The sequence below is a fragment of the Belnapia arida genome (assembly GCF_016773205.1).
Lineage (GTDB): Bacteria > Pseudomonadota > Alphaproteobacteria > Acetobacterales > Acetobacteraceae > Belnapia > Belnapia arida.
This window is the reverse complement of the sequence record NZ_JAETWB010000005.1, coordinates 261,137-283,723: the sequence shown is the minus strand read 5'-3', so window position 1 is coordinate 283,723 and position 22,587 is coordinate 261,137. Positions and strand designations below refer to the sequence as shown.

The 22,587-nt window shown below is 66.8% G+C and carries 23 protein-coding genes and 1 pseudogene; 6 read left to right on the top strand and 18 right to left on the bottom strand.

Features of this window, described 5'->3' with window-relative positions:
* The 3 genes and pseudogenes from JMJ56_RS14470 to JMJ56_RS14460 all read right to left on the bottom strand — a co-directional run.
* The coding region (locus JMJ56_RS14470) for a hypothetical protein (protein ID WP_202832463.1) at window positions 1-180 on the bottom strand (180 nt) is incomplete at its 3' end.
* 84 nt (window positions 181-264) lie between these two features.
* Window positions 265-552 (bottom strand): annotated as a pseudogene (locus JMJ56_RS14465) (integrase core domain-containing protein); the annotation flags it as partial.
* A 261-nt stretch (window positions 553-813) separates the two neighbouring features.
* A complete protein-coding gene (locus tag JMJ56_RS14460; protein WP_202832461.1) occupies window positions 814-2,889 on the bottom strand; it encodes an alpha/beta fold hydrolase in 2,076 nt (691 codons plus the stop codon).
* A gap of 121 nt (window positions 2,890-3,010) precedes the next feature.
* On the opposite strand from JMJ56_RS14460, the gene JMJ56_RS14455 reads away from it, so the two are divergent.
* Window positions 3,011-3,250, top strand: coding sequence for a hypothetical protein (locus JMJ56_RS14455; protein ID WP_236037751.1), 240 nt, complete (start codon window positions 3,011-3,013; stop codon window positions 3,248-3,250).
* 62 nt (window positions 3,251-3,312) lie between these two features.
* Here the strand turns inward: JMJ56_RS14455 and JMJ56_RS14450 are convergent, their stop codons facing one another.
* Both JMJ56_RS14450 and JMJ56_RS14445 read right to left on the bottom strand, forming a co-directional pair.
* The gene (locus JMJ56_RS14450) at window positions 3,313-4,017 is read right to left on the bottom strand and encodes a GNAT family N-acetyltransferase (RefSeq protein WP_202832459.1); all 705 of its coding nucleotides are present in this window, start codon (window positions 4,015-4,017) and stop codon (window positions 3,313-3,315) included.
* A 14-nt stretch (window positions 4,018-4,031) separates the two neighbouring features.
* On the bottom strand, window positions 4,032-4,235 hold the full coding sequence (locus JMJ56_RS14445) for a DUF1127 domain-containing protein (protein ID WP_202832458.1): 204 nt from the start codon (window positions 4,233-4,235) through the stop codon (window positions 4,032-4,034).
* 209 nt (window positions 4,236-4,444) lie between these two features.
* Between JMJ56_RS14445 and JMJ56_RS14440 the strand changes: the two genes are divergently transcribed.
* The gene (locus JMJ56_RS14440) at window positions 4,445-5,797 is read left to right on the top strand and encodes an alpha/beta fold hydrolase (protein ID WP_202832457.1); all 1,353 of its coding nucleotides are present in this window, start codon (window positions 4,445-4,447) and stop codon (window positions 5,795-5,797) included.
* Here the strand turns inward: JMJ56_RS14440 and JMJ56_RS14435 are convergent.
* From JMJ56_RS14435 to JMJ56_RS14420, 4 genes are read right to left on the bottom strand one after another with little or no spacing between them, the layout of a single operon-like run.
* The gene (locus JMJ56_RS14435; RefSeq protein WP_202832456.1) at window positions 5,794-7,338 is read right to left on the bottom strand and encodes a hybrid sensor histidine kinase/response regulator; all 1,545 of its coding nucleotides are present in this window, start codon (window positions 7,336-7,338) and stop codon (window positions 5,794-5,796) included. The two genes, JMJ56_RS14440 and JMJ56_RS14435, sit on opposite strands and share 4 nt — an antisense overlap.
* Complete coding sequence (locus JMJ56_RS14430; RefSeq protein ID WP_202832455.1) at window positions 7,335-7,733, bottom strand: response regulator; 399 nt, start codon at window positions 7,731-7,733, stop codon at window positions 7,335-7,337. The genes JMJ56_RS14435 and JMJ56_RS14430 overlap by 4 nt, the downstream gene beginning before the upstream one ends.
* Window positions 7,730-9,817: a sensor histidine kinase gene (locus JMJ56_RS35280; RefSeq protein WP_202832454.1), complete on the bottom strand. Its 2,088-nt coding sequence runs from the start codon at window positions 9,815-9,817 to the stop codon at window positions 7,730-7,732. Before JMJ56_RS35280 ends, JMJ56_RS14430 begins: the two co-directional genes overlap by 4 nt.
* Before the next feature lie 22 nt (window positions 9,818-9,839).
* Window positions 9,840-10,913, bottom strand: a complete 1,074-nt coding sequence (locus JMJ56_RS14420; RefSeq protein ID WP_202832453.1) for an ABC transporter substrate-binding protein — start codon at window positions 10,911-10,913, stop codon at window positions 9,840-9,842.
* Between the two features lie 211 nt (window positions 10,914-11,124).
* Here JMJ56_RS14420 and JMJ56_RS14415 point away from each other — a divergent pair, with 211 nt between their 5' ends.
* Window positions 11,125-11,481: a hypothetical protein gene (locus JMJ56_RS14415; RefSeq protein ID WP_202832452.1), complete on the top strand. Its 357-nt coding sequence runs from the start codon at window positions 11,125-11,127 to the stop codon at window positions 11,479-11,481.
* A 59-nt stretch (window positions 11,482-11,540) separates the two neighbouring features.
* A complete protein-coding gene (locus JMJ56_RS34855; RefSeq protein WP_268885007.1) occupies window positions 11,541-11,666 on the top strand; it encodes a hypothetical protein in 126 nt (41 codons plus the stop codon).
* 164 nt (window positions 11,667-11,830) lie between these two features.
* Here JMJ56_RS34855 and JMJ56_RS14410 read toward each other — a convergent pair whose 3' ends face one another.
* From JMJ56_RS14410 to JMJ56_RS14380, 7 genes are all read right to left on the bottom strand, one after another.
* Window positions 11,831-12,619 carry a DUF2182 domain-containing protein gene (locus JMJ56_RS14410; RefSeq protein WP_202832451.1) on the bottom strand — a complete coding sequence of 263 codons (789 nt, stop codon included), beginning with the start codon at window positions 12,617-12,619 and terminating at the stop codon, window positions 11,831-11,833.
* Between the two features lie 2 nt (window positions 12,620-12,621).
* A complete protein-coding gene (locus JMJ56_RS14405; RefSeq protein ID WP_202832450.1) occupies window positions 12,622-13,224 on the bottom strand; it encodes a DUF1326 domain-containing protein in 603 nt (200 codons plus the stop codon).
* Between the two features lie 668 nt (window positions 13,225-13,892).
* Window positions 13,893-14,666, bottom strand: a complete 774-nt coding sequence (locus JMJ56_RS14400) for a recombinase family protein (RefSeq protein ID WP_202832449.1) — start codon at window positions 14,664-14,666, stop codon at window positions 13,893-13,895.
* Window positions 14,560-15,291, bottom strand: a complete 732-nt coding sequence (locus JMJ56_RS35500) for a TniB family NTP-binding protein (RefSeq protein WP_202832487.1) — start codon at window positions 15,289-15,291, stop codon at window positions 14,560-14,562. The genes JMJ56_RS14400 and JMJ56_RS35500 overlap by 107 nt, the downstream gene beginning before the upstream one ends.
* Before the next feature lie 144 nt (window positions 15,292-15,435).
* Window positions 15,436-15,648: a hypothetical protein gene (locus tag JMJ56_RS14390; protein ID WP_202832448.1), complete on the bottom strand. Its 213-nt coding sequence runs from the start codon at window positions 15,646-15,648 to the stop codon at window positions 15,436-15,438.
* Between the two features lie 44 nt (window positions 15,649-15,692).
* Window positions 15,693-15,857 (bottom strand): Mu transposase C-terminal domain-containing protein, encoded by a 165-nt coding sequence (locus JMJ56_RS14385; RefSeq protein WP_328702383.1) that lies wholly within the window; start codon window positions 15,855-15,857, stop codon window positions 15,693-15,695.
* 207 nt (window positions 15,858-16,064) lie between these two features.
* The gene (locus JMJ56_RS14380; protein ID WP_202832446.1) at window positions 16,065-16,616 is read right to left on the bottom strand and encodes a hypothetical protein; all 552 of its coding nucleotides are present in this window, start codon (window positions 16,614-16,616) and stop codon (window positions 16,065-16,067) included.
* A gap of 2,127 nt (window positions 16,617-18,743) precedes the next feature.
* Here JMJ56_RS14380 and JMJ56_RS14375 point away from each other — a divergent pair.
* A complete protein-coding gene (locus JMJ56_RS14375; protein ID WP_202832445.1) occupies window positions 18,744-19,847 on the top strand; it encodes an OmpA family protein in 1,104 nt (367 codons plus the stop codon).
* 681 nt (window positions 19,848-20,528) lie between these two features.
* Here the strand turns inward: JMJ56_RS14375 and JMJ56_RS14370 are convergent.
* Window positions 20,529-20,981, bottom strand: a complete 453-nt coding sequence (locus tag JMJ56_RS14370; protein WP_202832444.1) for a uracil-DNA glycosylase — start codon at window positions 20,979-20,981, stop codon at window positions 20,529-20,531.
* Between JMJ56_RS14370 and JMJ56_RS14365 the strand changes: the two genes are divergently transcribed.
* Window positions 20,982-21,449 carry a hypothetical protein gene (locus JMJ56_RS14365; protein ID WP_202832443.1) on the top strand — a complete coding sequence of 156 codons (468 nt, stop codon included), beginning with the start codon at window positions 20,982-20,984 and terminating at the stop codon, window positions 21,447-21,449.
* A 97-nt stretch (window positions 21,450-21,546) separates the two neighbouring features.
* Here the strand turns inward: JMJ56_RS14365 and JMJ56_RS14360 are convergent, their stop codons facing one another.
* Entirely contained in the window at window positions 21,547-22,575 is a 1,029-nt protein-coding gene (locus JMJ56_RS14360; protein ID WP_236037749.1) for an SAM-dependent methyltransferase, read from the bottom strand.
* Window positions 22,576-22,587: the final 12 nt, after the last annotated feature.

Here is a 22,587-nt window from a genome sequence, read left to right as displayed (position 1 = left end):
TGCAAGGCAGAGAAGGTCTTCCAGGCCACGGTAGGTCAGCCGCAACCTCTCCCGCAGCAGGAGCAGGGCGAACAGGGAAGCTGGCGTGTAGGTCGGGGTGGCGAAGCGGCTCGGGGTGGGGGCTACGCGGCGCGCCACCGTCACCGCGAGCCGGGCAAAGCGGAGCAGTTCATTGTCCATGATCTCCAAAGTGGGACTTCAGGCCTCATCCTGCCCGGATAGGCTCGCAACAGAGCAAGGAAGGCTATCATTGGGGTCCCTTCACCAAGCCTCGACAATGGCACGGGCCCCGGCCAGCGTCTCGAACCAATGCAGGTTCAGGCGCTCGTCCCGCAGCGAACCGTTGAAGGTCTCGATGAAGGCGTTGTCGGTCGGCTTGCTGGGCCGCGAGAGGTCGATCTGCACCCCGTGGTGGTAGGCCCAGAGGTCCACCAGCGGGCCGGTGAACTCGCTACCGCTGTCGGCAGACAGATACTTCGGTGCACCTTGCTGCCCGACGAGGCGGTTCAGCGCCTCGACCACAGGCTCCCCCTTGAGCCGCTGCCCAACCTCGCGGTTGCCAGGCCTTCACGGCCGGCTACCCCGCCTTCCTCGACAGCACCACGGCCGATGCGTGGCCTGACGGGCGCCTGGCCGCCATCCGTCTCGCACCGGGCTGGGCGGGGGCGCAGCCATGACGATCACGTGCCGAGCGTTCCGCAGCTTTTGGGCTTGGCTGCGCGGCAGTGGCTATCGGCCAGAACGGCACTACATGCGTGGCGACCGCCTGCCAGGCTTTTCGCAGACGCCACCGTCGCGGGTGGCGCATCTGTCCTAGGCGCCGTCGGTTCCGTCGAGGAAAGCGCGCATCTCGGCCAGGAAGCGGGTCCAAGCCGGCTCGTTCTCGAGCAGGATGTGGTTGCGTCCCTCAAGCGGCACGAAGCGCGCGCTTCTGATTCCCGTGGCAAGGCGGCGTCCTTCCTCGAAGGGCACCACCTCATCGCCCGTGCAATGGACCACGAGGGTGGGAACGCGGATCTGCGGCAGCAGCACCTCGACCTGCACGGATCCAAACATTTCCTGGAGCCGGACCGCGTTCTCCGGCGACGTCGTGATCCGCTGCAACTCGTTAAACCAGCGCGCCTGCTCCTGGGTGCCGTCAGGGATGAAGAGACTGGTGAAAGACTGGCGGAAGGCCGGATTGTCGGCACCCCAACCATGCCGCATCAAGGTGACCAACGCTTGCCGAGTCGCCAGTTCGGTGGGGTTGTCCCGCTGTGCCCAGCCCCGGGCGTAGCCGCCATAGAGCACCAAGTGGCTGACGCGCTCGGGATGTTCCGCGGCGTAGGCGATGGCGGTGGCGCATCCCTGCGAGATGCCGAGCACCGCGAAGCGCTCGAGGCCTGCAGCCTCGACCACCGCCTCCATGTCACGCCCGGAGGCAGTCAGCGAGAGGTCCTCGGCCTGCCAGTCGGAGAGGCCGTTGCCGCGCGCGTCGTAGCGGACCAGCCGGCGGCCGCGCGACAACTCGCGCATCCAGTGACGCCAAACCGGGCTTTCCCAATCGAATTCGAGATGCGTCAGCCAGTTCGACGGCTTAAGGAGCGGCGGTCCCTCGCCGCTGGTCGCATAGGCGATCCGCACGCGATCCGCGGCGAGGCAGAAGCGGATTTCCTGCCGGAGCATCGGCGCCGGCTCCACCTCGGGTTCGTGCGGCGCTGGGCTCGACTTGGACTCGCCGGCCGCCTCGTCCACCCGACGCAGTACGTTGCGAACCCGCACGCGCAATTCGCGCAGGTCGAACGGCTTCGTGATGTAATCCTCGGCTCCAAGTTCCAGCCCAACCACGCGGTCGACGACGTCGATGGCCGCGGTGAGGAAAAGGACGCGCGGGCCATCCGCGCCAACGCTGAGGCTGCGCGCGACGGCGAAGCCGTCCTCCTCTGGCATGTTTACGTCGAGGACCACCAGGTCGGCCGGCTCCTCGGCCAGCATTTGGCGCAGTGCTCGCCCACTGGTCGCGGTGCGCACCGCGAAGCCGTGCCGGCCGAGATACTCCGCCACCATCCGGCCGATCTCGGGTTCGTCGTCGACGATGATCAGGCGTCTGGCAACGCCGGGCGGCGCTGCGGCAACTACCGGCGCTGGCATCGGTTCGGCTGATGCCTGGAGCGGTGCCATCGGCGAAGGCCGGCTACGAATTTCCCGCGCCGCGGCCATCAGGGGCCCGGGCGGCAGGCCCGCTTCCTGCAGCAGCCGCAGGCCCGTCTCGCAATGCTGCTGGGCCTCCGCGCGCCGGCCGAGCCGCACAAGCAATCCGACCAGCGCGGCGCGCGACTTTGCCTCGAAGCCATCCAGCTCCACCCAGCGGCGGGCATGCCCGACCGCCTCCTCCGGCGCCGCAGCCGAGAGGCGGTTGACCAGCTCCTCCAGCACCGCCGCATGCTGTCGGCGGGTATCCTCGCGCTCGGCCAGGCACCAGGCTTGGAAGTCTGGCTGTGCCGGCAGGTCGAGGCCCGCCAGGAACTCGCCGCCGACGCTCGCCGCGACGTCGGTCAGCGTCCCGGTCGCGGCCCGCGCAAGCGGTTGCTCACAGAGCTGGCGCAGCGCGAGCAGGTCACTATGCGCGCCCTTGGGCGCGTAGCCGACGGTATCGCGGTCGGCTAGGATCCGCACCGGGCCATCCGGTTCGTCGACGAGACCGCGCAGCTTGCTCAGGCTCCAGCGCAGGGCACCTCGCGGATCGTCGGGAACATCCCAGAGCAGGGTGCATAGCCGTTCCCGCCGCTGCGGCCGCCCCGTCCCGACGAGATAACCGAGCAGCGCACGGGTCTTCTTCGAGGGCGGCAGCGGCTGCGCCACGCCATCGCGCAGCACCGCCAGTTCGCCGAGCATGCGGATGGTCAGCATGGCCGCCCTCGCGCACGTTGCAGCCGATTCCACGCCCATGCCCATGCCGAATGCCACGCCGTCCGACGAGGCTTGACGCGGCGTGGCGCTTCGGCCCGCCTAGGCATCGGGGAACAAGATGATGTTGTTATCGTCCGTCCAGACCTTGATCTGCGGCCAGGACCTACGCCAACTCGCGTACTTGGCCTGGATCGCATTGCGGGAAGGCGCGGGAGCGGCGCAACGCGCCATGCGCCTGGCGTACCGGCGCGCGGTGGAACGGCGCGAACTCGACGCGCTCGATGGACGTATGCAGCGCGATGCCGGCCTCGGTCCGCCCGAGGTGCAGGCGTTGCTGCGGAAGCCGCTATGGCGTGCATGAGGTCGGCTCGGCCGAGGGGCAATACGGCCCTGGCGACGCCGGCCCTCTGCGCCGGCGTCGCGTCAGGAACGGCGCGGCGCCACGCCTCGCCAAACCCCAGACTGGGTGCAGGTTGGTGGACCGTCGTCACCGCTGCATCGTCCCGATTTCGCGGCTAATGTTTCGCATATCCCCGGATGCGCGACCACACGTCTCACGCTGCCGTGACCGCCCTGGCGCAATAGCAATACGAAGGGTGGCGGCGTTGGCGGTCCGAAGGCGTCCAGCCGGAGTTCCGCGCGGTCAAAGGTGGCGGCCATGTCCGCGCCCAGGCTGCACACCAGTGCGAGGATCGGCCGGTTATCGGCAGAGAAGAAGAAATGCGCGACTTCTTGCCCCTGCGCAGCGGCGCCGGAGAGTGCCTGCCGGAGCAGGCGCCGTCCGAGGCCGCAGGAGCTGTGGTCCGGGTGGACCGTGACCGCCATTTTCACGTGGCCCGGCGCGAGCGCCAGCTGCGCCCCGGCCAGACCAACGATCTTGCCGCTCGCCTCCTCCACGGCGCCCACCAGGATCGCGCAGGATGGGTTCATCCGCAGGACATAGGCGGCGACCGCCAGGTCGCTCGTGCCCGCGCCGAAGCGGGCATGGCGGTCGAGCCAGCCGAACTCCAGCAGGTGCTGTTCGATGGCCGGCAGTTCCTCCTCGTCCAGTCGCCGGATGCGGAGGGGTGGGGCAGATTCCGTCCGACGATGTGCGTCGGTCTCGACGCGCATCGCCTCGGCCTGCATGCGACGCCATGGCATTAGCTGCCCGGCCCGATGGAATGCCGGCGCGCCTCGTAGGGGATGGCGGACCGGTCGATGCCGATATCCTTCAGCATCCGGTCGTCCAGGCGGCCCAGGATCGCCGCCGCGCGTTGCTCGCGGCACCAGAGGCGGATGGCCTGGAGAGGCAACCACAACAATTCGAGATGAAAGGGTCGCCTTTTGGTGATGATGGTATGCACTGCGTGTTTTCCTTCGTCTGTCAAAGACGGGCACAGCCTGGCGGGGCGGCGTGGGAGGCATCGTTGACGAAGGTGAGGAATGGCCGATGCGAAGCGTGGTAATCGGCGCCAAGCCCGTGCCGCGGCGGGGCTGGCTGTTCTCTGCGCTGATCACTATGCGACAGTCGGGAAGGGCCTACCTGTCAGCGGTTCCGCACCAAAGGTGTGGCGTGATCACGCTCTGCCCCAGGCCGTTCCCGGTCCGCATCGCACTCGCATCGGCGTTGCTCGCCGCAGGATGCGCTATAAGTCCCGGGTCGCAGGCACCCCCGGCGCCGGCGGGCTTCTCAGCCGACACCTTCACCCGCGAGGGGCTGGTCAGCGGCGCGACGGCGACCGAGGTAGGGTGCCGCGCCCTCCCCGACGCACTCTGGGTCGAGACCAGCGGCCGCCGCGAATGCCTGCGCTACGCCGCCGGCGGCGCGGCTGGACCCTCTCCGGTCGCGTTGCTGCACCTTCCGGGCGACCCGCCGGGCATCGGCTACCGCGTCGCGGGCGGCCGGGTGCAGGTCGACCGCGTCAGTGAGTTCTACGAGCAAGATGCCGGGTCACGGCGGCTCGCCGCCAGAATCCTGGCCGGCACGATGCAGAACATGCCGGTGTTCCTGATCGCGCGGCCAGGCATGCATGGCTCGTCCGGCAACCACGCGCAGGACCGCCATACGCTCGACGAGGTGGAACTCGTCGATGGGGCCGTCGGTATGCTGAAGCGCCGCTACGGCTTCCGCGACGCCGTGCTCTCGGGCTTCTCGTCGGGCGGGTTGCTGGTGGCCAACCTCCTGGCTAGGCGTAGCGATATCCGCTGCGCCGTCATCGCGTCGGCACCGCTCGACTTGGCGCAGTTCCACAGTAGGCCCGACGGGATCGTCGCGGACGACTTCGCCCTGCGGATGCCCGATCTGGCCGACCCAATGCGCTCCGTTGCGACCATCAGGTCGAATGCTGAAATCTTCGTCATCGGCGACCGGCGCGACCGGAGCGTGCCGCACGCCGCCTGGATCGGGTGGTCGGCCGCGGCTCGGCGCAAGGGCCTGCGGGTGCACGACGCCCAGACCAATGGCCTTGACCGGGCTGAACTCGGGCCTGTGCGAACCTACCACATCACCAGCGGCCGCAGTTTGGAGGCGGCCTATGGCTGCGCCACAGGCTGGCCACCCGAACGGCTGCGGCAGGCGCTCCTCGGCGGCGAACGCATCTTGCGGCCGGCGGGACAGAGGCTAGACGGCGCTGCGATCCGGGCCGCCTTCACTGGGCGTCAGCTGAGCGGGGTGGACTGGAACCGCTGGGGCATGCGGGCCACCCTGTCCACCTTCTGGAGCACCGATGGCAAGCAGTACCAGTTCCACTCGGCGCACCTGGACCGGCGCTTGGTGACACAGCAATGGTGGATCGACAGCGACACGCTCTGCACATCGGATGACGGCTGCAACGCGGTGCTGTTCGATGGTCAGGCCTTGCACCTTGTCGGTGACGAGCCGCGGCGCTTCCAGATGTCCTTCACCGCGGATGCGCCCGGGCACTAGGCCCCGCCGGCATCCAGGGCGGCGACCAGCCGATGCACCTCCTCGGGCAGGAAGGGCTTCTCCAAAACGGGTCGGTTCGAGCGGGCGAGGAACCTGGCCGTGGCCTGGCTCAACGCATCACCAGTTACGAAGGCGGTACGCTGGCATAGGTGCGGCCGCTGCCGCTTCAGCCAACAGTAAAGCTCCTGCCCGTCCATGTCGGGCATGCGCAGATCGCAAAGGATGGCGTCGTACTCACCGCGGGACAGCAGGTCCTGAGCGTCCCGCCCCGTCACGGCGAAGTCGCAGCGGAAGCCATGCACAGCGAGCAGGCGCGCGAGCACACCAGCGAGTTCGAGCTCGTCGTCGATGACGAGTGCCGTCCGCGGGACCGCTGGCGGCGTGGTTTCTGGATGCGCGTCAGCCATGGCCGGCGCGACCGCATCCTGCTCAGCGCGCGGCAGCCGCAAGACGAAGCATGCGCCGCAGTCCCCTTCCGCCAGCGTCAGCGAACCCCCGTGCGCGTCCGCGATCCGGCGCGATACTGCAAGGCCGATTCCCGTCCCGACCGGCTTTGTGGTGAAGTAAGGGTCGAAGATCCGGTCACGCAACTCGGCGGAGATGCCGGGTCCGTTGTCGGCGACCGAGATTTGGACCGCGTCGTAGGTCGCCCTCGCCGCAATGCAAAGGCGCCGCGGCCCGGACTGATGCTCTAAGGCCTGCTTGGCATTGGTGATGAGATTCGCCAGCACCTGGTGCAGCTGGTCCGCGTCGCCGAACAGCGGCGGCAGCCCGGCTGCGACATTCAGCGTCACCTCAATGCCGTCGCTTCGCAGGCCGTAGGCCAGCAACTCCAGCGCGCCGTCGATCAGGGCGGCCACGACGATCGGGCGTCGCTGGACCTCCTGGTGCCGCGCCATGGCGAGGAAGCTGCGGACGATCCGCGCGCAGCGCTCGGCCGCCACGCGGATCCGCTCCGCGCTCCTAGCAAGGCTTGGCAGGCGGAGTTCCGCCGCTTCCTCCTCCAGCATCAGGGCGCCAGCGAGCACGATGGAGAGCGGGTTGTTCAACTCGTGTGCGACGCCAGCGAGTAGAGAGCCGAAAGTCGCCATCTTTTCTGCTTGCAGCAGCAGCTCGCGCTGGCGTTGGAGTTCGGTCTCAGCTGCGCGCGCTTCCCGCAGGGTGGCAACGTAGCGCTGCGTCTTAACGACTGTCGCCTCAAGATCGGCGAAGTCGATCGGCTTGGTCAGGAAGTCGAAGGCGCCGCGGTTCATGGCGGCGCGGATGTTGCCCATGTCGCCATAGGCGGAAACAACTACGGTGGCGAGCGGCTCTGCCGTCTTCTGCAACTCGCCGAGCAGCGTCAGCCCATCCATCCGGGGCATGTTGATGTCGGCGAGAACGAGGCCGATGCCCCCATGGCGCGAGACGAGGTCGAGCGCTTCCAAACCGTCGCGGGCGAAGAGGAACGCCATCTCGCCCGCAAGAATCCGTCGCCGGAACCGCTGCAGAATAAGCGCCTTGAGATCCGGCTCGTCATCGACCACGAGGATCGTCGTCACGGCCCTGCCCTCCACTGGGCGAGGCAGCGGTCGACCTCGGCCCGCAGAGCAGAGAAATCGATCGGCTTCGGCAGCAGGCCATCGGCGCCGCCCGCCAGCGCGCGGCGCCGCGTATCCGCGTCGCCATAAGCCGTGACCATGATGACCGAAAGGTTGGGGCGTTCCACCTTCACGCGTGCCAGCAGGTCGAGCCCGCTCATTTCTGGCATGTTGATGTCCGACAGCAACAGGACGATGTCGTGCGGTCCCGCGTCGTCGATGACCCGCAGTGCCTGCTGGGCCGAGGTCGTGAACACCAATTGAAAGCGGCCGGCCTTGATGTCGCGCCGGAACTGCTGCCGGAACAGCGGCTCCATGTCCGCCTCGTCGTCGGCGACGAGGATAAGCGCGTTCATGCCTCCCTCCCGTCCGGAGGCGTCCCGGTGCAGGGCAGGGTGACGACGAATTCGGTAAAGTTGCCTGCCTCCGTCACGACGTCGATCATTCCACAATGCTGCTTCACAACGATGTCATGCGAGAGCGAAAGGCCAAGGCCCGTGCCTTCGCCGGTGGGCTTGGTGGTGAAGAAGGGTTCGAAGATCCGTGCTTTGATCGCGTCCGGAATGCCGGCCCCGTTGTCGCGTACGCGGATCTGGACTTGGCTCGGCAGTGCCCGCGTCGTGACGGAAAGCGTCGGCTGGAACTCGGCCGCCGCGTCCCTGGTCCGCTTGGCATGCGCCGCATGGAATCCGTTGCCGAACAGGTTCAGCAGTACGCGGGTGAACTCCTGCGGGTAGAGCTCGACCTGTCCGACCGCGGGATCTAGGTGCTTCTCGAGCGCGATGTTGAAGCCCGGCTTCTCCGCCCGTGCGCCATGGTAAGCCAGGTTCAGCGCCTCCTCGACGAAGGCGTTGAGGTCCACCGCGCGCCGCTCCCCACCGCCCTCGCGGGAATGGGCCAGCATGTTCCGGATGATGCTATCGGCACGCCTTCCGTGCTGAACCACCCGGCCTAGATTGTCCCGCAGCATGGCAGCGAGTTCCGCAATCTCCTCGCGCAGCGCCGCGTCGAGCAAGGGTCCGGCCACGGCGAGCGCCTCCTCGAGCTCCCGCAGCAGATCAACCGAGAGTTCGGCGAAGTTGTTCACGAAATTCAGCGGATTCCGTATCTCGTGCGCGATGCCGGCTGTGAGCTGGCCGAGCGAGGCGAGCTTCTCGGTCTGGACCAGCCGGTCTTGCGCCGTGCGCAGCTCGTTCAACGACTGCGCCAGCTCCTCGGTCCGGTGCGCGACCTTGGCCTCCAGCGTCTCCTGTGCCTCCTGCACCCGCGCCGCCATGACGTTGAAGCGGTGCGCCAGCGCGCCGATCTCGTCCGCCGAGGTGATTGCGATGCGCTGGCGTAGGTCGCCTTCACCGAGGCGCTGCGCACCGGCCTGCAGCTGGCGGATGGGAACGACCATCCGCCGCACGAGCCAACTGCCCAGCAGCAGGGCGAGGAGAACGCTAACGCCCAGCAGGATCAGCGTCTGGTAGAGCGTCACGAGTACAGGCGCTAGCACTTCGCGCCGTGGCAGCTCGACGAAGACGAGCCAGCCGAGCCGCGGGATGGTGGCATAGGCCGAGAGCACCGTGCTCCAATCCGGGCGGACCGAGTTCCCGGGCGCGATGTCGTCGCCCTGGGCGTCGCGCACTGCGCGGGCAACCTGGGGCAAGTGCGACAGGTCCGTCCCGCGCAGGACAAGGCTCATGTCGGGATGTGCGACGAGTCGGCCAGTGGCATCGGTAACGTAGGCATAGCCCGTCTCGCCGACGCGGATCGCGGTAACCACGTCCCAGATCAGCTTCAGGTTCACGCTGACCGCGGTAACGCCCGGCCGGCGCCCGGCATGGATGATGGCCAGTGTCATGTATGGCTCGGACCCGCGCTCGTAGTAGACCGGGCCGTACCAGACGCGGTCTGCGATGGCCTGCGTGAAGCGCGGGTCGGCTGAAAGGTCGGCGCCACCGCCGGCCACGTCTGGCTCGAGCCGCGAGAGCCGCAGCTGCTCGCGCCCGTCGGCGTCGATGTAGAGTACGTCCATGATGGCCGGCGTCTGGCGCAGCAGGCGGATCAGGTCGTAGCGGCGTTGGTTGAGGTCCAACCGGGCCCATTCGGCCCGCGTCGTCCAGCCGATTTGGTTCTCGATTTCGCCGATGAACTGCGCCACGCGCTCGGCCGCCGCGAGTGCCTTCTCCCGCTGCACGTGCACGGCCGAGGCCGAGGCCTCGTCGTAGGACAGCACCATGTTGACCGCGCCGTTGGCGAGGAACGTGAAGACGACGAGGCCGATCAGGGTGCGGGCGAAGCGGCGCGCCAGGCCGGATGGCAGGAACGCGGCGGCGGCGGCGCGCGACAGCCACGCGAGGACCGGGTGCCTGCGAGGAGGCGCCCGATCCGCCGCGGCGGCCATAGCCAGCGGCCTCACCTGGCCGTCTGGCGCGCCGGAGAGGTTCACGGCCATGACGGTGCCGCGACTTGCTCGGTCATTCGATCACCTCGTCCGCCCGCGCAAGCAGCGGCAGCGGCAGGGTTAGGCCGAAGCGTCTGGCGGTATCCAGGTTGATGAACAACTCGAGCTTCGTAACCCGCTGCACCGGCAGTTCAGCCGGCTTCGCGCCCTTGAGGATAAGCCCGGCGTAGATCCCCGCCTGCCGGTGGGATTGCACAAAGTCGCCCCCGTAGCTCATCAAGCCGCCGGCGATGGTGAAATCCCGGGTTTGGGTGATCGCCGGCATGGCATAGCGGGTCGCAAGCGCCGCAAGCTGCTGACCGCGGAAGGCGAAGAAGGGATCGGAGGTGAAGACGACGCCGCGCGCGCTGATTCCGGACAATGTTTCGAACACTGTGCCGAACTGCGCTTCGACACCGGCCTGCAGGACGTGGGTCCGCACTCCAAGCGCCTCGGCGGCGGTCTGCAGGCTGCCGACCTGCGACATGGCGGTCGGGCTGGTCGGGTTCGCTACGACGCCAAGCAGCAGCGGGCTGGCGCCGTCGTCGCGCCCAGCGCGAACCACCTCGTGCAGGAGCTCCATCCGCTTTGGGCTCGCCTCGACGCTGAGGCTCGACACGCCGGTGACGTTGCCCTCGGGCCTGCTCAGGCTACCAACCACGCCGAGTGCGATGGGATCGCCACCCATCTCGAACACGATCGGGATCGTGGTGGTCGCCGACTTGGCGGCAAGTGCGACGGGTGCGCCCCCGGGTGCGGCGATGACGGCGACCTGCTGGTCAGCAAGTTCCGCCGCAAGCGCCGGCAGCTTGTCGTAGCGGCCCTCCGCCCAGCGGAAATCGATCACTACATTGCGGCCCGACACATATCCCGTGCTGGCGAGGCCGTCGCGGAAGGCGAGCACGCGGCTGGCGAAGGGCTCGGGCGCTTCCGGACCGAGATAGCCGATAACGGGCAATGCGAGCGGCTGCGTGTGTCCGACACCTGGCCGTGCCGCCGCCGTGCCAAGCAGGGCGATGAACTCCCGCCGCATCATGCGATGTCCTATCAGCCGCTTTGGAAAGCAACGTGAGACTAGCAACAGTAGACGCGGCTCGTCGATCTGCATCGCAGCGTAGACGCCGAAAGCTTCATGTCGTGGCGTAAATTCCACCTTTGGATGCGCCTGCGCGATGGCATGTTCGTCACACCGCAGGATTCATGTCTGGCCGATACCACGGTGCCGCACGGTTTTCCCACGGTCGCACTCACGGCCCGTCACACGTCGCCCCGGCATTGTCCTGCCGTCGCCCGATGAGGCGAGGAGAGGAGCCCCGATCATGAAGTGCATCGCATTCGCATCCGCCATTGCCATCACCCTGGCCGCCGGTGCGGCCCAGGCGCAGGCCCCGCTGGACGGCACCGCCCGCGCGGCAACAGGCGGATCCCTCGTCGGCGGCGGCGGCGCCACCATCGAGGGTGGCGGCGACAATATGACCATCACCTACAGCACCTACGGTGCCGGCAGCGGTGGCGGCATGCCGTCGCAGCCCTCCCTGTTCGCGCGCTTCGTAGGCAGCCTCGGCGACGGGCCGGCACTGGAATACCTGACCATGGCGCCCGCTAACCCCAGCCGCGAGGCATGGCTGGTCGGCGGCGGCGACAACGCCGCCCTGGTCTACGCGCAGCCGCGCTGAGCGGTTCGTGCCAGGACGCCAGCCGGCGATCCCACGAACATTACCCAACGGAGGCGACTATGTCCCATCTGTTCCTTGTCGCCCGCGAGAATGTCCGCGAAATCCTGGTGGCTGTGGCCGCCTCCGTTTATTTCCTTGGCTTCTTCGGCGCCGTTCAGGCCGCGCTCACCAAGTTGTTCTACTAAGGCCGGCAGAGGATATTGATCCTTTGCCTGGCATGTATGCTCAGTGGCGCGACCAACGCGCCACGCCACGCCACGCCAACTACCACGCCGCCACTTCCAACGACATGCCCATCGCCCAGATCAGCCCGCGGACCCCGGCCATTGCTGCTCGGCGAATAGGAGGGTTAGCTGTTAGCCAGCGTGATCAACCCCGACCAGCCAAGTAAGGCGAGGCCCAGTGGCCGACCCAGCTTCCGTCCCCAAATAAGGTTCTTTTCAGCCGCCATCACCGCCCCAAGCAGCAGCATCCAGCCGACATTGCCGGTGCCTACTACAAACATCAGCAGCATGAGCGCCCAACAGCAACCGACACAAAACAACCCATGATGCGCCCCGAGTCGCAGCGCGTCACGCCGTGGCGTCCGCCCATGCCAATGCCGGATGATGAAGCCGAGCGGCGTGCGGCATCGGTCGAGGCAATGGTATTTGAGGCGGCTGAATTGAAACAGCCCAGCCATCGCCAGCACACCGGCGCCGAGGACCCAAGCATGGAAGGCCAACCAACTAGATTGCCGCGCGATCGCGTGCAGCGCCAGATCCAGCAGATGTGCTGCCATCCCGAAGCCGAGCCACACCAGCAGGTAGCCGGTGACTAGCAGCGCTAGCAGGCCGACGCGGTCGCCGCGTGCAGCAACTAGCCGGTCAAAACGTCGCAGCAGTGGCAAGATTGTTGGTAGCATCATCGCTGCCGTCATCAGCAGCCAGCCGCCGGTGTAAAGCAGCCCTGGCAGCAGGACCTCGCCTGCCGGCAGCACGCGGCAGATCCCCGCGGCCAAGCCTATGTGAGTCCAGTTGCCGTGGTCGAGATAGCGGCCGTAGGGGCTCTGCTCCCAGAGGTAGAGCGTCACCCATGCGGTCGCTACCAATCCCCCCATGACCGGGGTTATCCCCGACCGCGATGGCGTCGCCGGCATGATTAGCCGTCCAGAACGAAGGTGCTCTGCAACGCGTTGTGCCCTTGGAGGTCGAGATCATGGCCCAGCTCGGCATGCTTCGAGCGGTAGCGCGTCGCCTTGCCGACGAAGACCGGCGCACCTGGTACGGTGGAAAAGATTGTATTGGTCAAGGTCGTGACGGAGCCGTCCGGGCCCTTATAGTGGTCCATCTCGGCATGGCTGGTCTCGCCCACCTTGAGCGTTCCCTTGCCCTCATTCACGTCGAAGGTGATCGGTACTCGCTCCACCGAGATGACTTCGCCGACCAATTTGGCAAAGTCCGCAACCGGACCGCCTAGCTTGCCGGTGTAGACATCCAGAAGTGCTTTCTCCTGCGCATCCGATGCGCCCTGGTCGAGATAGAGAGCGACGCGAAAGTTCCCCGCCAGAACATTGCCTGGGATGTGCGAGACAATCGCCAGCGTTCGCCCCGTCACATCGACACCTTGAATCGTGCCCTTGTCGAAATGGTAGGCGAGGACCGAGTCACAGGTGCCGTTGTCGGGATCCTCGCCGATCCAGCATGGGCAGAGGACACGGCAGTCGCAGACTTCGAGCAGACGCCCTTCCAAATGGTAGGTCATGTCTCGCTCCCGCGTTGTGATGCATTCCCGTTCAGTGATGCAGCCGCTCGTTTAGCCGGAGCCGTTAAGTCGCAAATCTCCCGGCTGACCCGTTGCAATGCTACAAGGATTGAATCTAATCCTTGCTGGCAATACACCGCAATGGTGGCGTGATCTCGTCTGCATCTTGAAATTTTTGGCTTTGCTGTTTCTACTTAGAAGATGCATGGTTGTCGTGGTCGAAAACCATGGCGCGTATTGTCGGTGATCTGACCCCGTAGAAGCATCCGCCGATAATGTGACGCCGGCGAGCCGTGGTCCTGCCCCCAACTCTGGTCCGGGGGCTATGCAAGTTCCTGGGCTGGTTGACGAAGGCTCTCGGGATCAAGTTGCCAAGGGGCTGAGCGCGGCCGCTCCTCGTTGTAGTGCGCCTCCATTGTCGCGTTTCCTGATCTGTGTCGTGGCGTCCTGAATAAGGGCATTGGATTGTGATCCGTACCCTGCGTCGGATGGCGTGGTCAGCGTAGCCGCTTGCCGCCTGCCCGCCAGCCATGGCGCCCTTGGGCTTGCCCGGACCGGCGTCGCGGGGCCGGTCCTTGATCGTGCGCCTCACTTGGTTTTCCAGCGTGCCGGGGCGGCCTGGCTGGTGAGGCAGCGCGCCGGGACGACCCAAGGACGAGGGTTAGGTGCTATCGTGCCTCCGGCAGCGGGCTGACCTTCCTAGCGCGGGCGACGACGTGGGCCACTGATCCCGGCTGCCAGGTCATACCGCCGCGCGGCGTCGGCTCGCAGATGGCTTCCAGCTGCGCGCCAATCTCCTGCAGCGTGGCTCGCGGGTCGGACCGCAGGACGCTGGCCACGACGGCCAGCAGCTGGTCGGGGAGCGGTGCCGGCCGGGCCGGGGCGAGAAGCGCGGGCTCAGCCAGGCCTCCGCTACCATGCACCGCCCGGACGAGGCGCTCCGAGGTCCAGGGCGGCGCGCCCGTGGCGCGGCGGGTATTGAGGTAGCGGACGACATCGTTCCAGGCGCGGCCATCCGCCCGCAGCCGCTGCACGGCCGGCAGCCAGGCATCGGCGCCGACCACCAAGCGCGCCAGGTAGGACGCCCGGCGTGCCTTCGAGGTCACCCGCCGCGCTGCCGGGTCCCCCGCCCGCAGGCCCAGGTTGCCGGGCCGGCTGCCGCGGGCGGCGGCGGCGCGCATGCCACTGCGGGTGCGTTCGCGGATCAGCGTACGTTCGAGCTGCGCCGCGGCGCCGAGGACCTGGAGGGTGAACAGGCCCTGCGGGCTCGCCGTATCGATCGGGTCGCGGAGCGAGCGGAAGTGCACGTCACGGGCCTGCGGGCCTTCGACCACCTCAAACAAGTGCGACAACGAGCGGGCCAGCCGGTCGAGGGCGACCACCACGAGGATGTCGCCGGGCTTGAGTTGGGCGAGCCATGAGGTGAAGGCCTCGCCGGGCATCGGCAGCGGCGCGACTGGAAGGGGCGGCGCACCGGGCGCCCCGGTCAGATAGGGCCAGGAGCGTGAGGAAGCCTCCGCTTCTGACAGGTTGCGGCGATCGGGGTGCTACCCCAAACTGCCGCCGCCTTGAGCGTGGCGGCGGTGATCCGCTCCTCGCCCGAGCGGGCGGCCGCGATCGTGGCGCGCTCGGAGGCACGATGGATGTGCAGCGTGATGCCGCCGGCCCGTTCGGCCAGCAGCCGACACAGGCGCGGCGAGTCGATCGCCGAGGGCTGGCGCAGCGGCATGCCCTGAACGAGCCGATCCCGCAGCAGCGGCAGGCGACGTCGCGGCGCGAGGTGACGGCCCGGCCCACCGGACGCGCCGTGATCGATGGTGCCCCGAGTGCCGCCAGCACCTGCCCGAAGTCGTGCTCGGTGGGCTCGGGCGGCATCAGCCCGGCCACGACCGGCATTCGCCGCACGCCTTCGCCGTCACGCCCAGCGGCGGCGTTGGCGCGCTCGAACTTGCGGATGAGGCTGGTCTTGCCCATGCCGGACTCCGCCATCAGGAGGACGTTCTCCAACCGCTCCCGAGGTGGCTGGTCGATCACCTCCTGCAGCAACGCGAGCGCCGTCGTTGCCATGGGCTGGGTAATGCAGCGCTCGGCACGGTTGCAAGCGATCCGCTGCTCGTCCGGCAGGTCTGCAGCGGCCTGAACCTCCGGTGCAGGTGGGCAGAGGCCTCGCCGTTCATGTCAGGAACTCCGAGACGGCGATGTCTGCCTCCGTCAGTAGCGGCACGCGGGCCTCCTCCGGCTCAGTGGGTGCCACATGTGATCGGGCGGGACTTGCCGGTCCAGCGCGGTTGGTGTGACCGGCATCCGGCGGGCCTTGGCGATGCGCGCCGCCGACCGTCGGGCCGCCTTGCTGGCCGCGCAGGCCTCGGCGACGGTGCGGCGCTGCTCTGCGACCGCGGCAAAGATCGCTTCCTCATCCACCATGCGCCAGCCCTCGGCGCGCAACCGCCGGTGGCAGCGCGGTGCTCTCAGAGGCTGTTCGGAAGCTGTACCAGATCGGCGTAGGGCACCCGGAGCGGGCCGCCCTGCGGCATCTCGGCAAAGATGGCGCTGAGGTCGCGCGGGTCGTAGCGCACCCGCAGCCGAGGCCGCGTACCGATGAGCACCGCCAGCGCGCCGTCGAAGTAGTCGATTCCACCGCTCCAGCTTGCCCAGCGTCGGCACGGCCCTCACCTCCGCAGGGTAATCACCGCGCTCGGCAGTCGAGGAAAAGGTGGTGCCCGGCAGGGCGTGAAGCCGATCCATCAGCGTGCCCGTCGGCCGCTCGATGTGGCCGCCATAGCGCGGCATTGCAGGCGGGCGGTAGTCGAGTGCGATGCCGTGCTGCTCGCAACCGGGGTTCAGCGCGCGGGCGTGGAAGTCCGGCACGTTGTCGAGGTGGACCGGCCCGGCAGGCCGCGCATCGGCCAGGCCAGGGTGAGGGCCCATGCCTCGAGCCACGCCTCCTTCGGCAGGACGGCATGGGTGAGGGCGAGCGCCACCGAGTTGGAGGACGGTGGATCAAGCGCCAGCAGCAGACCCAGGACACTGCGCGTGTGCGCGTCGATCAGCGCGTGGTCCACCTGCACGAGCCCGAGCGGCCCTTCAGCCTGCAGATGACCGATCGCCGTCGCCAGGCGATCCCGCGCTACGGCGCCGCCCTCCCGGGCGCGGACCCGTTCGCGCAACCGCCGTGCCGATACCCTGGCCCGCAGCGCCTTCATGGAGGGCGGCGATAGGCCGCCAGCGCGGCAGTCGTGGCGCACCTGCCGCAGCAGCGCCGGCAGGCGCGGCCGCTCGCGCTTCAGATGGACGCTGTCGATCACCTGCTCGATGAGGCCATCCACCGCCGCCGGCAGACGGCGCGTGTCGCGGGCGACTCCCAGGCAGGCGAACAGGAGTGTGGTTGCCACCGGCTCCGCCCGCTAGGCGTGTAGCAACCGCTGGATCTGCCGCACCTCGAGGTTGAGCCCAGCGGCCGCCCGTAGTCTGGCTGGGCTTCTGGTCGACCAATTGGACGCCCTGGATGGCGCTCCGGCAGCTGCGCGAGCGATGGCCCAGCCTGCGGCAGGTGATGCAGCCACACTACGATGACGCTTGAGGCGGACAGCGCCAAGGTCTTCCTCGACGCCACACCCCGGCCGCGGTCGGCAACAGCGGCACGCCGGCGCTGCGGCTGGAGGCCTACGAGGGACCGCTCGGAAGAGCAGCTATGGCCTACGGCGGATGCGCTGACTCGGCCTTGCCAAGGCAGGACTGCAGGTGCGGCTTGCTGCCATAGCTTACACTCCCCAGCGTACCGTTTTCCTGCTGCATGCTGCGGCGGCCTGACATGAGACGCGTCTGTCCGCATCGCCCTTTAGCCTTCCAAGGCAGGTCAAAACCGACGCGCATCACGGTGCCCGAGGCGCCCCGAAGCCCACACCGCGAAGATCCGCGCCTGCTCTGTGCACCCGTGCTCAGGTCTCGTTAGTACGGTCGCTTCGAAAATCTAAATTTTAATCTGGCTCCAAACAGCCAGCATTATCTACTCGTGCGTTATAAAAAGACTTCATGTAAGCATCAAATAGTTTTCCGCTTGGCTGTTACTGCAAAGGAGTGGAAGGGCGGACAGTCGTGCTATCTTACTTAGATGGCATACAAGGCAGGTACCAACGAAGCCATCGGAACGGGTCCACGATGGTTAACCAACAGTTCCGCAACCTCCGGCGCTGCTAGACCGGTTGCCCTCCGAATGCGTCGTTGGGAAATGCTTTCCGGCCCGGCCGTCGGCGGTGCACAGGATTATCGTCCGTGCGTCGATGCGGTGCTGATGCATCCAGACCGCGGTATTGCTTTGATCGATATCGCGCCCAAGACAACACCGCGCGCAGTATCCATTCTGCAGAATACCTTAAGATCCACTAGTCACATGCCGGCCCACTTTGACGCTGTGCCGATTGTGTATTGCTGTTTGGCGCCGGACGAAGTCCCAAGCATCTTGCGTGTGCTCAATGAGGCCTTCTCTAACCAGCCTCCCCTTGACCATTTCGGCGCGACCAGAGTTGCTGAGATATGGACCATGCTCGGTGGCAAGAGCCGCCCCAAACGCAGCCTGGCAAAACCCGAAGCCTTGCTGGCGTTAGGCATCGTCGCGATAATTGGCGGCGTTGCCCTGGCCGTTACCGACTTCGGCTCCTCATCGAAGTCAACATCCGCCGGAAGTTTGCCGCCTCCCTCCGCTCACCTGCCAATGTCTTTTCAAAGCGAGGGCGCGGCGGACAAGGTTGCGTCCGGACTCATTGTGCCGGAAACCGCTTATCAGGTCATCACATCCTCCAGCACAGCTTTGCCTGAAGTTCCAGTTCGTGACGCTGCAGCCACCGCGCTTTCAAACGATGCCCCTTCGTCGACCGCCAGTGCAATGCCGCCTCTCGTTGCAGCTGCGCCACTTCATGAACACACCGACGCGCCACGCCTACCTTCCGTGCGATCAGCCGAGGCGCCAAATGGGTTGGCTACGGTTGAAACCTCACCGCAAGCTTGGCCACCGACGCCTGAGGTCGCGCTAACGCCCGCGCCACTTGGCACAGCCGTTGCCGATCTGGCGCAACTCGACATGCTGCCGTCGAGGCCTGGTTCAGATGCCGACAATAATACCAACGGCGGTGAGAAAAGACCTCATAGTAGCACCAATCCGGCGCTCACCTTTTCCCTCTTGGCCCCGCCTCAATTACCCCCACAGTCGGCGGCAAGAGCGCCAGTGGCGATAAAGCGAACCGGTAGCGAGGGTACCACCGTGCGGCGGCAGCCTGCCAACTCGCAGTGCACACCCTTGCTGTCTAGGCTGCAGCTCGGAGAAAGGCCCACTCACGATGACCTCTTGCTCTTGCGATCCGCTTGCACACCGCGGTCCTGACCGGCCCGCGCGGTCCAGACATTTACTGCTAATTCTCGGCTGCGTAACGCTTGCGCTGTTGAACGCCTGCGCTGCGTCAGTAACTTCTGACAGACAGACGTTCAATGCCGCCGCCATCACGCCGCCGCGGGACGCGCTTCCGTTGGAGGAGGCCGTGGTGCGCTTAGCCGAGGCGACCCTTGCGGGTGCCAAGGATCTGCCACCGCCACCTGGCGGCCGACGGCCGCTCGTCATCGATCCATTGATCGATCGCGCCAGCGGTATGGAAACCAATGCAACCCGATCAATGGTCGCCAGTATTGAAAACCTCGTACGCGAACGCTACCCGGCCTTCGAATTGAAGCCCTTCAACGTTACAGTGCTCGACGAGAAACCTCTCATCCTCCTTGGTTCAATCACGACGGTGACCGCATCAGGTAGTCTCACGAATACGTCTGGGCCAAGCAGCACCTATCGTATCTGGGCGGTACTGGGCGATCTCCAAACAGGCACAATTTTATCGCATCCCACCGCTTGGGTGCGGGCCGAAACGGTTGATCCGACACCTGTTCGCTTCTCAAGCGAAAGCCCGGTTTGGCTCGACGACGAGGCAATGGCAGCCTATCTGCGCACTTGTGCTGGCCAGCCAGGCACGCCCATGGACCCCACCTATTTACGTGGACTGCGGGCGCAGGCCGCCGTTGCTGGCGCGATTGATGCTTATGAGCGGAATCGGTTTGATCAGGCCCTTGCCCTCTACCGGCAGGCAGAGAACGAGCCAGGGGGTCAACAGGCGCGCGTGTTGAACGGCCTCTACCTGGCGAACTGGGCACTAGGCCGTCGACAGGAAGCCGAGACGGCTTTCAACGAAATGGTGAACTATGGCTTGGCGCGCAATCGGCTGGCGGTGAAGCTACTGTTCCGTCCAGGTACTTCTGAGTTCGTGCGCAATCCCGATATTAGCGCCCCGTATCCTATGTGGCTGCGACAGATCGCCGATCGCGTGGTTCAGCGCGATATGTGCCTACAGATTATCGGTCACACCAGCGTCACAGGTTCAGATCTGCTCAACAACCGGCTATCGTTAGCTCGTGCACAAACGGTGCGGGTCCAACTGGCAGCTGATAAACCATCGCTGCGAGGGCGTAGCCAAGCGATTGGGCGCGGCTCACGCGAGCCGATAGTTGGACTGGGCACAGATGACATGCGTGACGCACTTGACCGACGAGTAGAGTTCGTACCCCAACGTTGCATGGGTTTGACGTGAGCTGTCCTGATGCTTGTTAAAGCCTGATGGCTTTGATCCAGACGGCTGTTGCGGCGAGGCAGAGGACGCCAAGGAGGGATCGCGCGGTTTTCTCAGAGCTGGTGTCGAATCGCGCGCGACTCTTAAAGACCTGCCCAAAGGTTCTCAGCCGGGCGACGGTTGACGTAGATCCAGTCCGGGCAGGCGACCTCTGCATTGGTACGCCAAGGTAGGATCGCCGGCCGCGCCCCCATGGCCCAAATGCGCTCGCGGAAGCGTCGGAGGCGAAACCGAGGTCGCCGGCGACCCAGCCGGGAACGTCCGGCAGGCAGCCGCGCAGTCTTGATGCCACGGGTAGTTCGTAAGCCTGACCGGGCGCGAGCGCGAAGGCAATGGCTCGGCCGCGGCCATCAGCAATCACGCACGCCTTGGTCCCGTAGCTGCCGCAGTTCGAGGCAGTGCCTCGGGCCAGCCAAGCGCATCGCGTACATCTCGCTCCTGGCTATTGCATCCCCTTTGCCGCCCACGCCGCCACCGCGCGTTCCCGCAAGTCGACCGACGGCACCTTGGACATCCGCATCGCCCCTCGCGCCAGGGCACAAGTGAAGTACCTCCCCAAACCCCTGTGGGTCACAAGCGATTCAGTCAGGCAGGAAACCGCTCTGGCAAGCTCGGCACATGCTGAAGTCGATTCTCAATTCGTCAGTCTGACAGGCAACCGAGGTGGCGAGCCGCCTCGTGCCATGTCGTTCCAATCCCACGCCACATCGTGGGGAAGGCCGCACGGACTTGCGGAGAAGGATGCGGCGAGGTGGCAATGTACAAGCCCTTCCCGGCCAGGAAGGGCTGTGCCCGTCCTGCCTTTTTCCCGACCAGGACGACGCCGCGCAGTTTCGGCAGCAGCTCAATGAGCCTCGCCGTTGCTTGCAATCCTTGTTCGTGTTCGTCCCGCTTGATGTCGATGGTGCCGTTCCACCAGGGAATGACGTTCCAAATCAGCGTCTTTCGTCGCGGAATGCCGGCTTCGGACATGAAATGCCATGTCGCTTCCGCCGTGGGATCGTCGTTATTGCGGCTGATGAAGCCCGAACCCTTCCGCACGCCAGAGCGGCTTGAATCCGTCATGGGCCCTGGCTTCTCGAGGAGGAACAGCATGTGCGCCTCGGCCCCGCCGTCGAGCGGGTCAGCGTCTGGAACCACGACGCCCGGCCGCTGCCGAAGACCGTCAGCGGTAGCTCGAAGCGGGTGCATATGCGGCTGATCCAACATCGCCCGTCGCCGCTCACGGACGAGCGGATCACTCAAGGACCGTGGACGATCGTCGAGATGCCTTTGCATCATGGTCTCGTATCCGCCTGCAGCGCATATGTCCGCACGAATATCGACGCCTCACCTTCCATCACCAAGCGGCCGCTCGATAGGTTGAAACCCGCCGGGGCTGCCTCTCTGCAATCAGCAGGTCCTACTCCAACAACCGCTGATGCTGCTCCCGCATGGCCGGTTGCTGACTTCGATCTGGTCACCACGGTGCCTCGAAGCAGTACTCTCAAGACCATTCGTGCAGCCTTCGGAGCCGCAGACGCGAAGTTCATCCCGGAGAGCAGCAGCGCTGGGCGCGGCTGAAAGCCCAGCGGCGAGCCATGAGCGGCCTGGGGCACCGAGTAACCTCCTCCACAGGCGCCCTGAGGGGCACAAGCGCATCAGCCGTGCGGGAGCCGTGCTAGCCAGCACCTGATACGATGAGGATGCCCGCCGAGGTCACCGGATAGCCCTGCACCGACAGCCGCAGATGCGGCGGGAAGAGCGGGCCGAGCGGCGGCCCCTCCGCCTCCAGGAGTGGCGCCAGGTCGATGAAGCGGTCGAGCATGCCCGCGCCCTGGTTGTCGTCGAGCGGCAGCATGCGATGCCCCTCAGCCGCCAGCCGGGCCGCCAGCCCCTCCAGGTGCCGCCGCTGGTAAAGCACGGTGCTGCCCCGACGCACCGTGCCGCCGGCGCCGTCGAGGTTGAACTCCGTGGTGTGCAGGGCGAGGCCGCCCGGCTTCAGGCAGCGCATCGCCGCAAGGATGAAGTCGAGCCCGCGCTCCAGGCTGCCGAGATGCTCCATGGCGCAGACCGACCACACCAGGTCGAAGCCGCGCTGCCGCAGACTCTCCGGCAGCCGCGCCATGTCGGCCGGGCGGAAGCTGACCAGCCGGTCGAACGCCGCCCGCGACAGCACCTCCGGCCGGTAGAGCGCCTCCGCAGCCTGGCCATGCTGCCCGGTCTCGATCCAGTCGCGAGCCCGGGCGTCACCTGCGTCGAGGTCGGTCGCCACCACCTCCACCCCATGTGCGGCGAGGATCGCCGGCAGCGCCTCCCGCCCCACCGCGAAGCCGAGGGCGCGGCGGCCAGGCGACAGCATCCCTGCCTCCCATGCGGCCTGGAGGACGAAGGCATCCTCCCAGAGCTTGCGGTGATAGACCGGTGGCGTGCCGAGGACGCGCGCCCAGTGCCGCAGCCAGTCATGCTCGATATCGGCCTGCCGGCAGGTGCGGCTGGCGAGGCCGAGATGCGTCGGTCCGGCGGGGACCGGCGCCCCTGGCCCGGCGAGGCCGGCGGCGTAGTGCCGTTGCGCCATCTCGGCGCCGAGCACTTTCACGCTCCAGCGCAGCAGCCCCGCTTCCCGCTCCCCACGCAGCCTGGTGTCGCCGAGCAGCGGCAGGATGCGGTGCCGCCGCCGCCAGCGGGCCAGGGCGCGCAGGGGGTTCAAGCGAGGCGCCGC

Bases quoted from the DNA above. Each gene is read 5' to 3' on its own strand.
- JMJ56_RS34855 (WP_268885007.1), top strand. From the start codon at position 11,541: ATGTCCCATCTGTTCCTTGTCGCCCGCGAGAATGTCCGCGAAATCCTG.
- JMJ56_RS14405 (WP_202832450.1), bottom strand. From the start codon at position 13,224: ATGACCTACCATTTGGAAGGGCGTCTGCTCGAAGTCTGCGACTGCCGT.
- JMJ56_RS14410 (WP_202832451.1), bottom strand. From the start codon at position 12,619: ATGCCGGCGACGCCATCGCGGTCGGGGATAACCCCGGTCATGGGGGGA.
- JMJ56_RS14370 (WP_202832444.1), bottom strand. From the start codon at position 20,981: ATGCTGTTCCTCCTCGAGAAGCCAGGGCCCATGACGGATTCAAGCCGC.
- JMJ56_RS14420 (WP_202832453.1), bottom strand. From the start codon at position 10,913: ATGCAGATCGACGAGCCGCGTCTACTGTTGCTAGTCTCACGTTGCTTT.
- JMJ56_RS35280 (WP_202832454.1), bottom strand. From the start codon at position 9,817: ATGGCCGTGAACCTCTCCGGCGCGCCAGACGGCCAGGTGAGGCCGCTG.
- JMJ56_RS14415 (WP_202832452.1), top strand. From the start codon at position 11,125: ATGAAGTGCATCGCATTCGCATCCGCCATTGCCATCACCCTGGCCGCC.
- JMJ56_RS14460 (WP_202832461.1), bottom strand. From the start codon at position 2,889: ATGCTGACCATCCGCATGCTCGGCGAACTGGCGGTGCTGCGCGATGGC.
- JMJ56_RS14390 (WP_202832448.1), bottom strand. From the start codon at position 15,648: ATGGTGGATGAGGAAGCGATCTTTGCCGCGGTCGCAGAGCAGCGCCGC.
- JMJ56_RS14450 (WP_202832459.1), bottom strand. From the start codon at position 4,017: ATGCAGGCCGAGGCGATGCGCGTCGAGACCGACGCACATCGTCGGACG.
- JMJ56_RS14430 (WP_202832455.1), bottom strand. From the start codon at position 7,733: ATGAACGCGCTTATCCTCGTCGCCGACGACGAGGCGGACATGGAGCCG.
- JMJ56_RS14455 (WP_236037751.1), top strand. From the start codon at position 3,011: ATGTTGTTATCGTCCGTCCAGACCTTGATCTGCGGCCAGGACCTACGC.
- JMJ56_RS14400 (WP_202832449.1), bottom strand. From the start codon at position 14,666: ATGCCCGGCGAGGCCTTCACCTCATGGCTCGCCCAACTCAAGCCCGGC.
- JMJ56_RS35500 (WP_202832487.1), bottom strand. From the start codon at position 15,291: ATGGCAACGACGGCGCTCGCGTTGCTGCAGGAGGTGATCGACCAGCCA.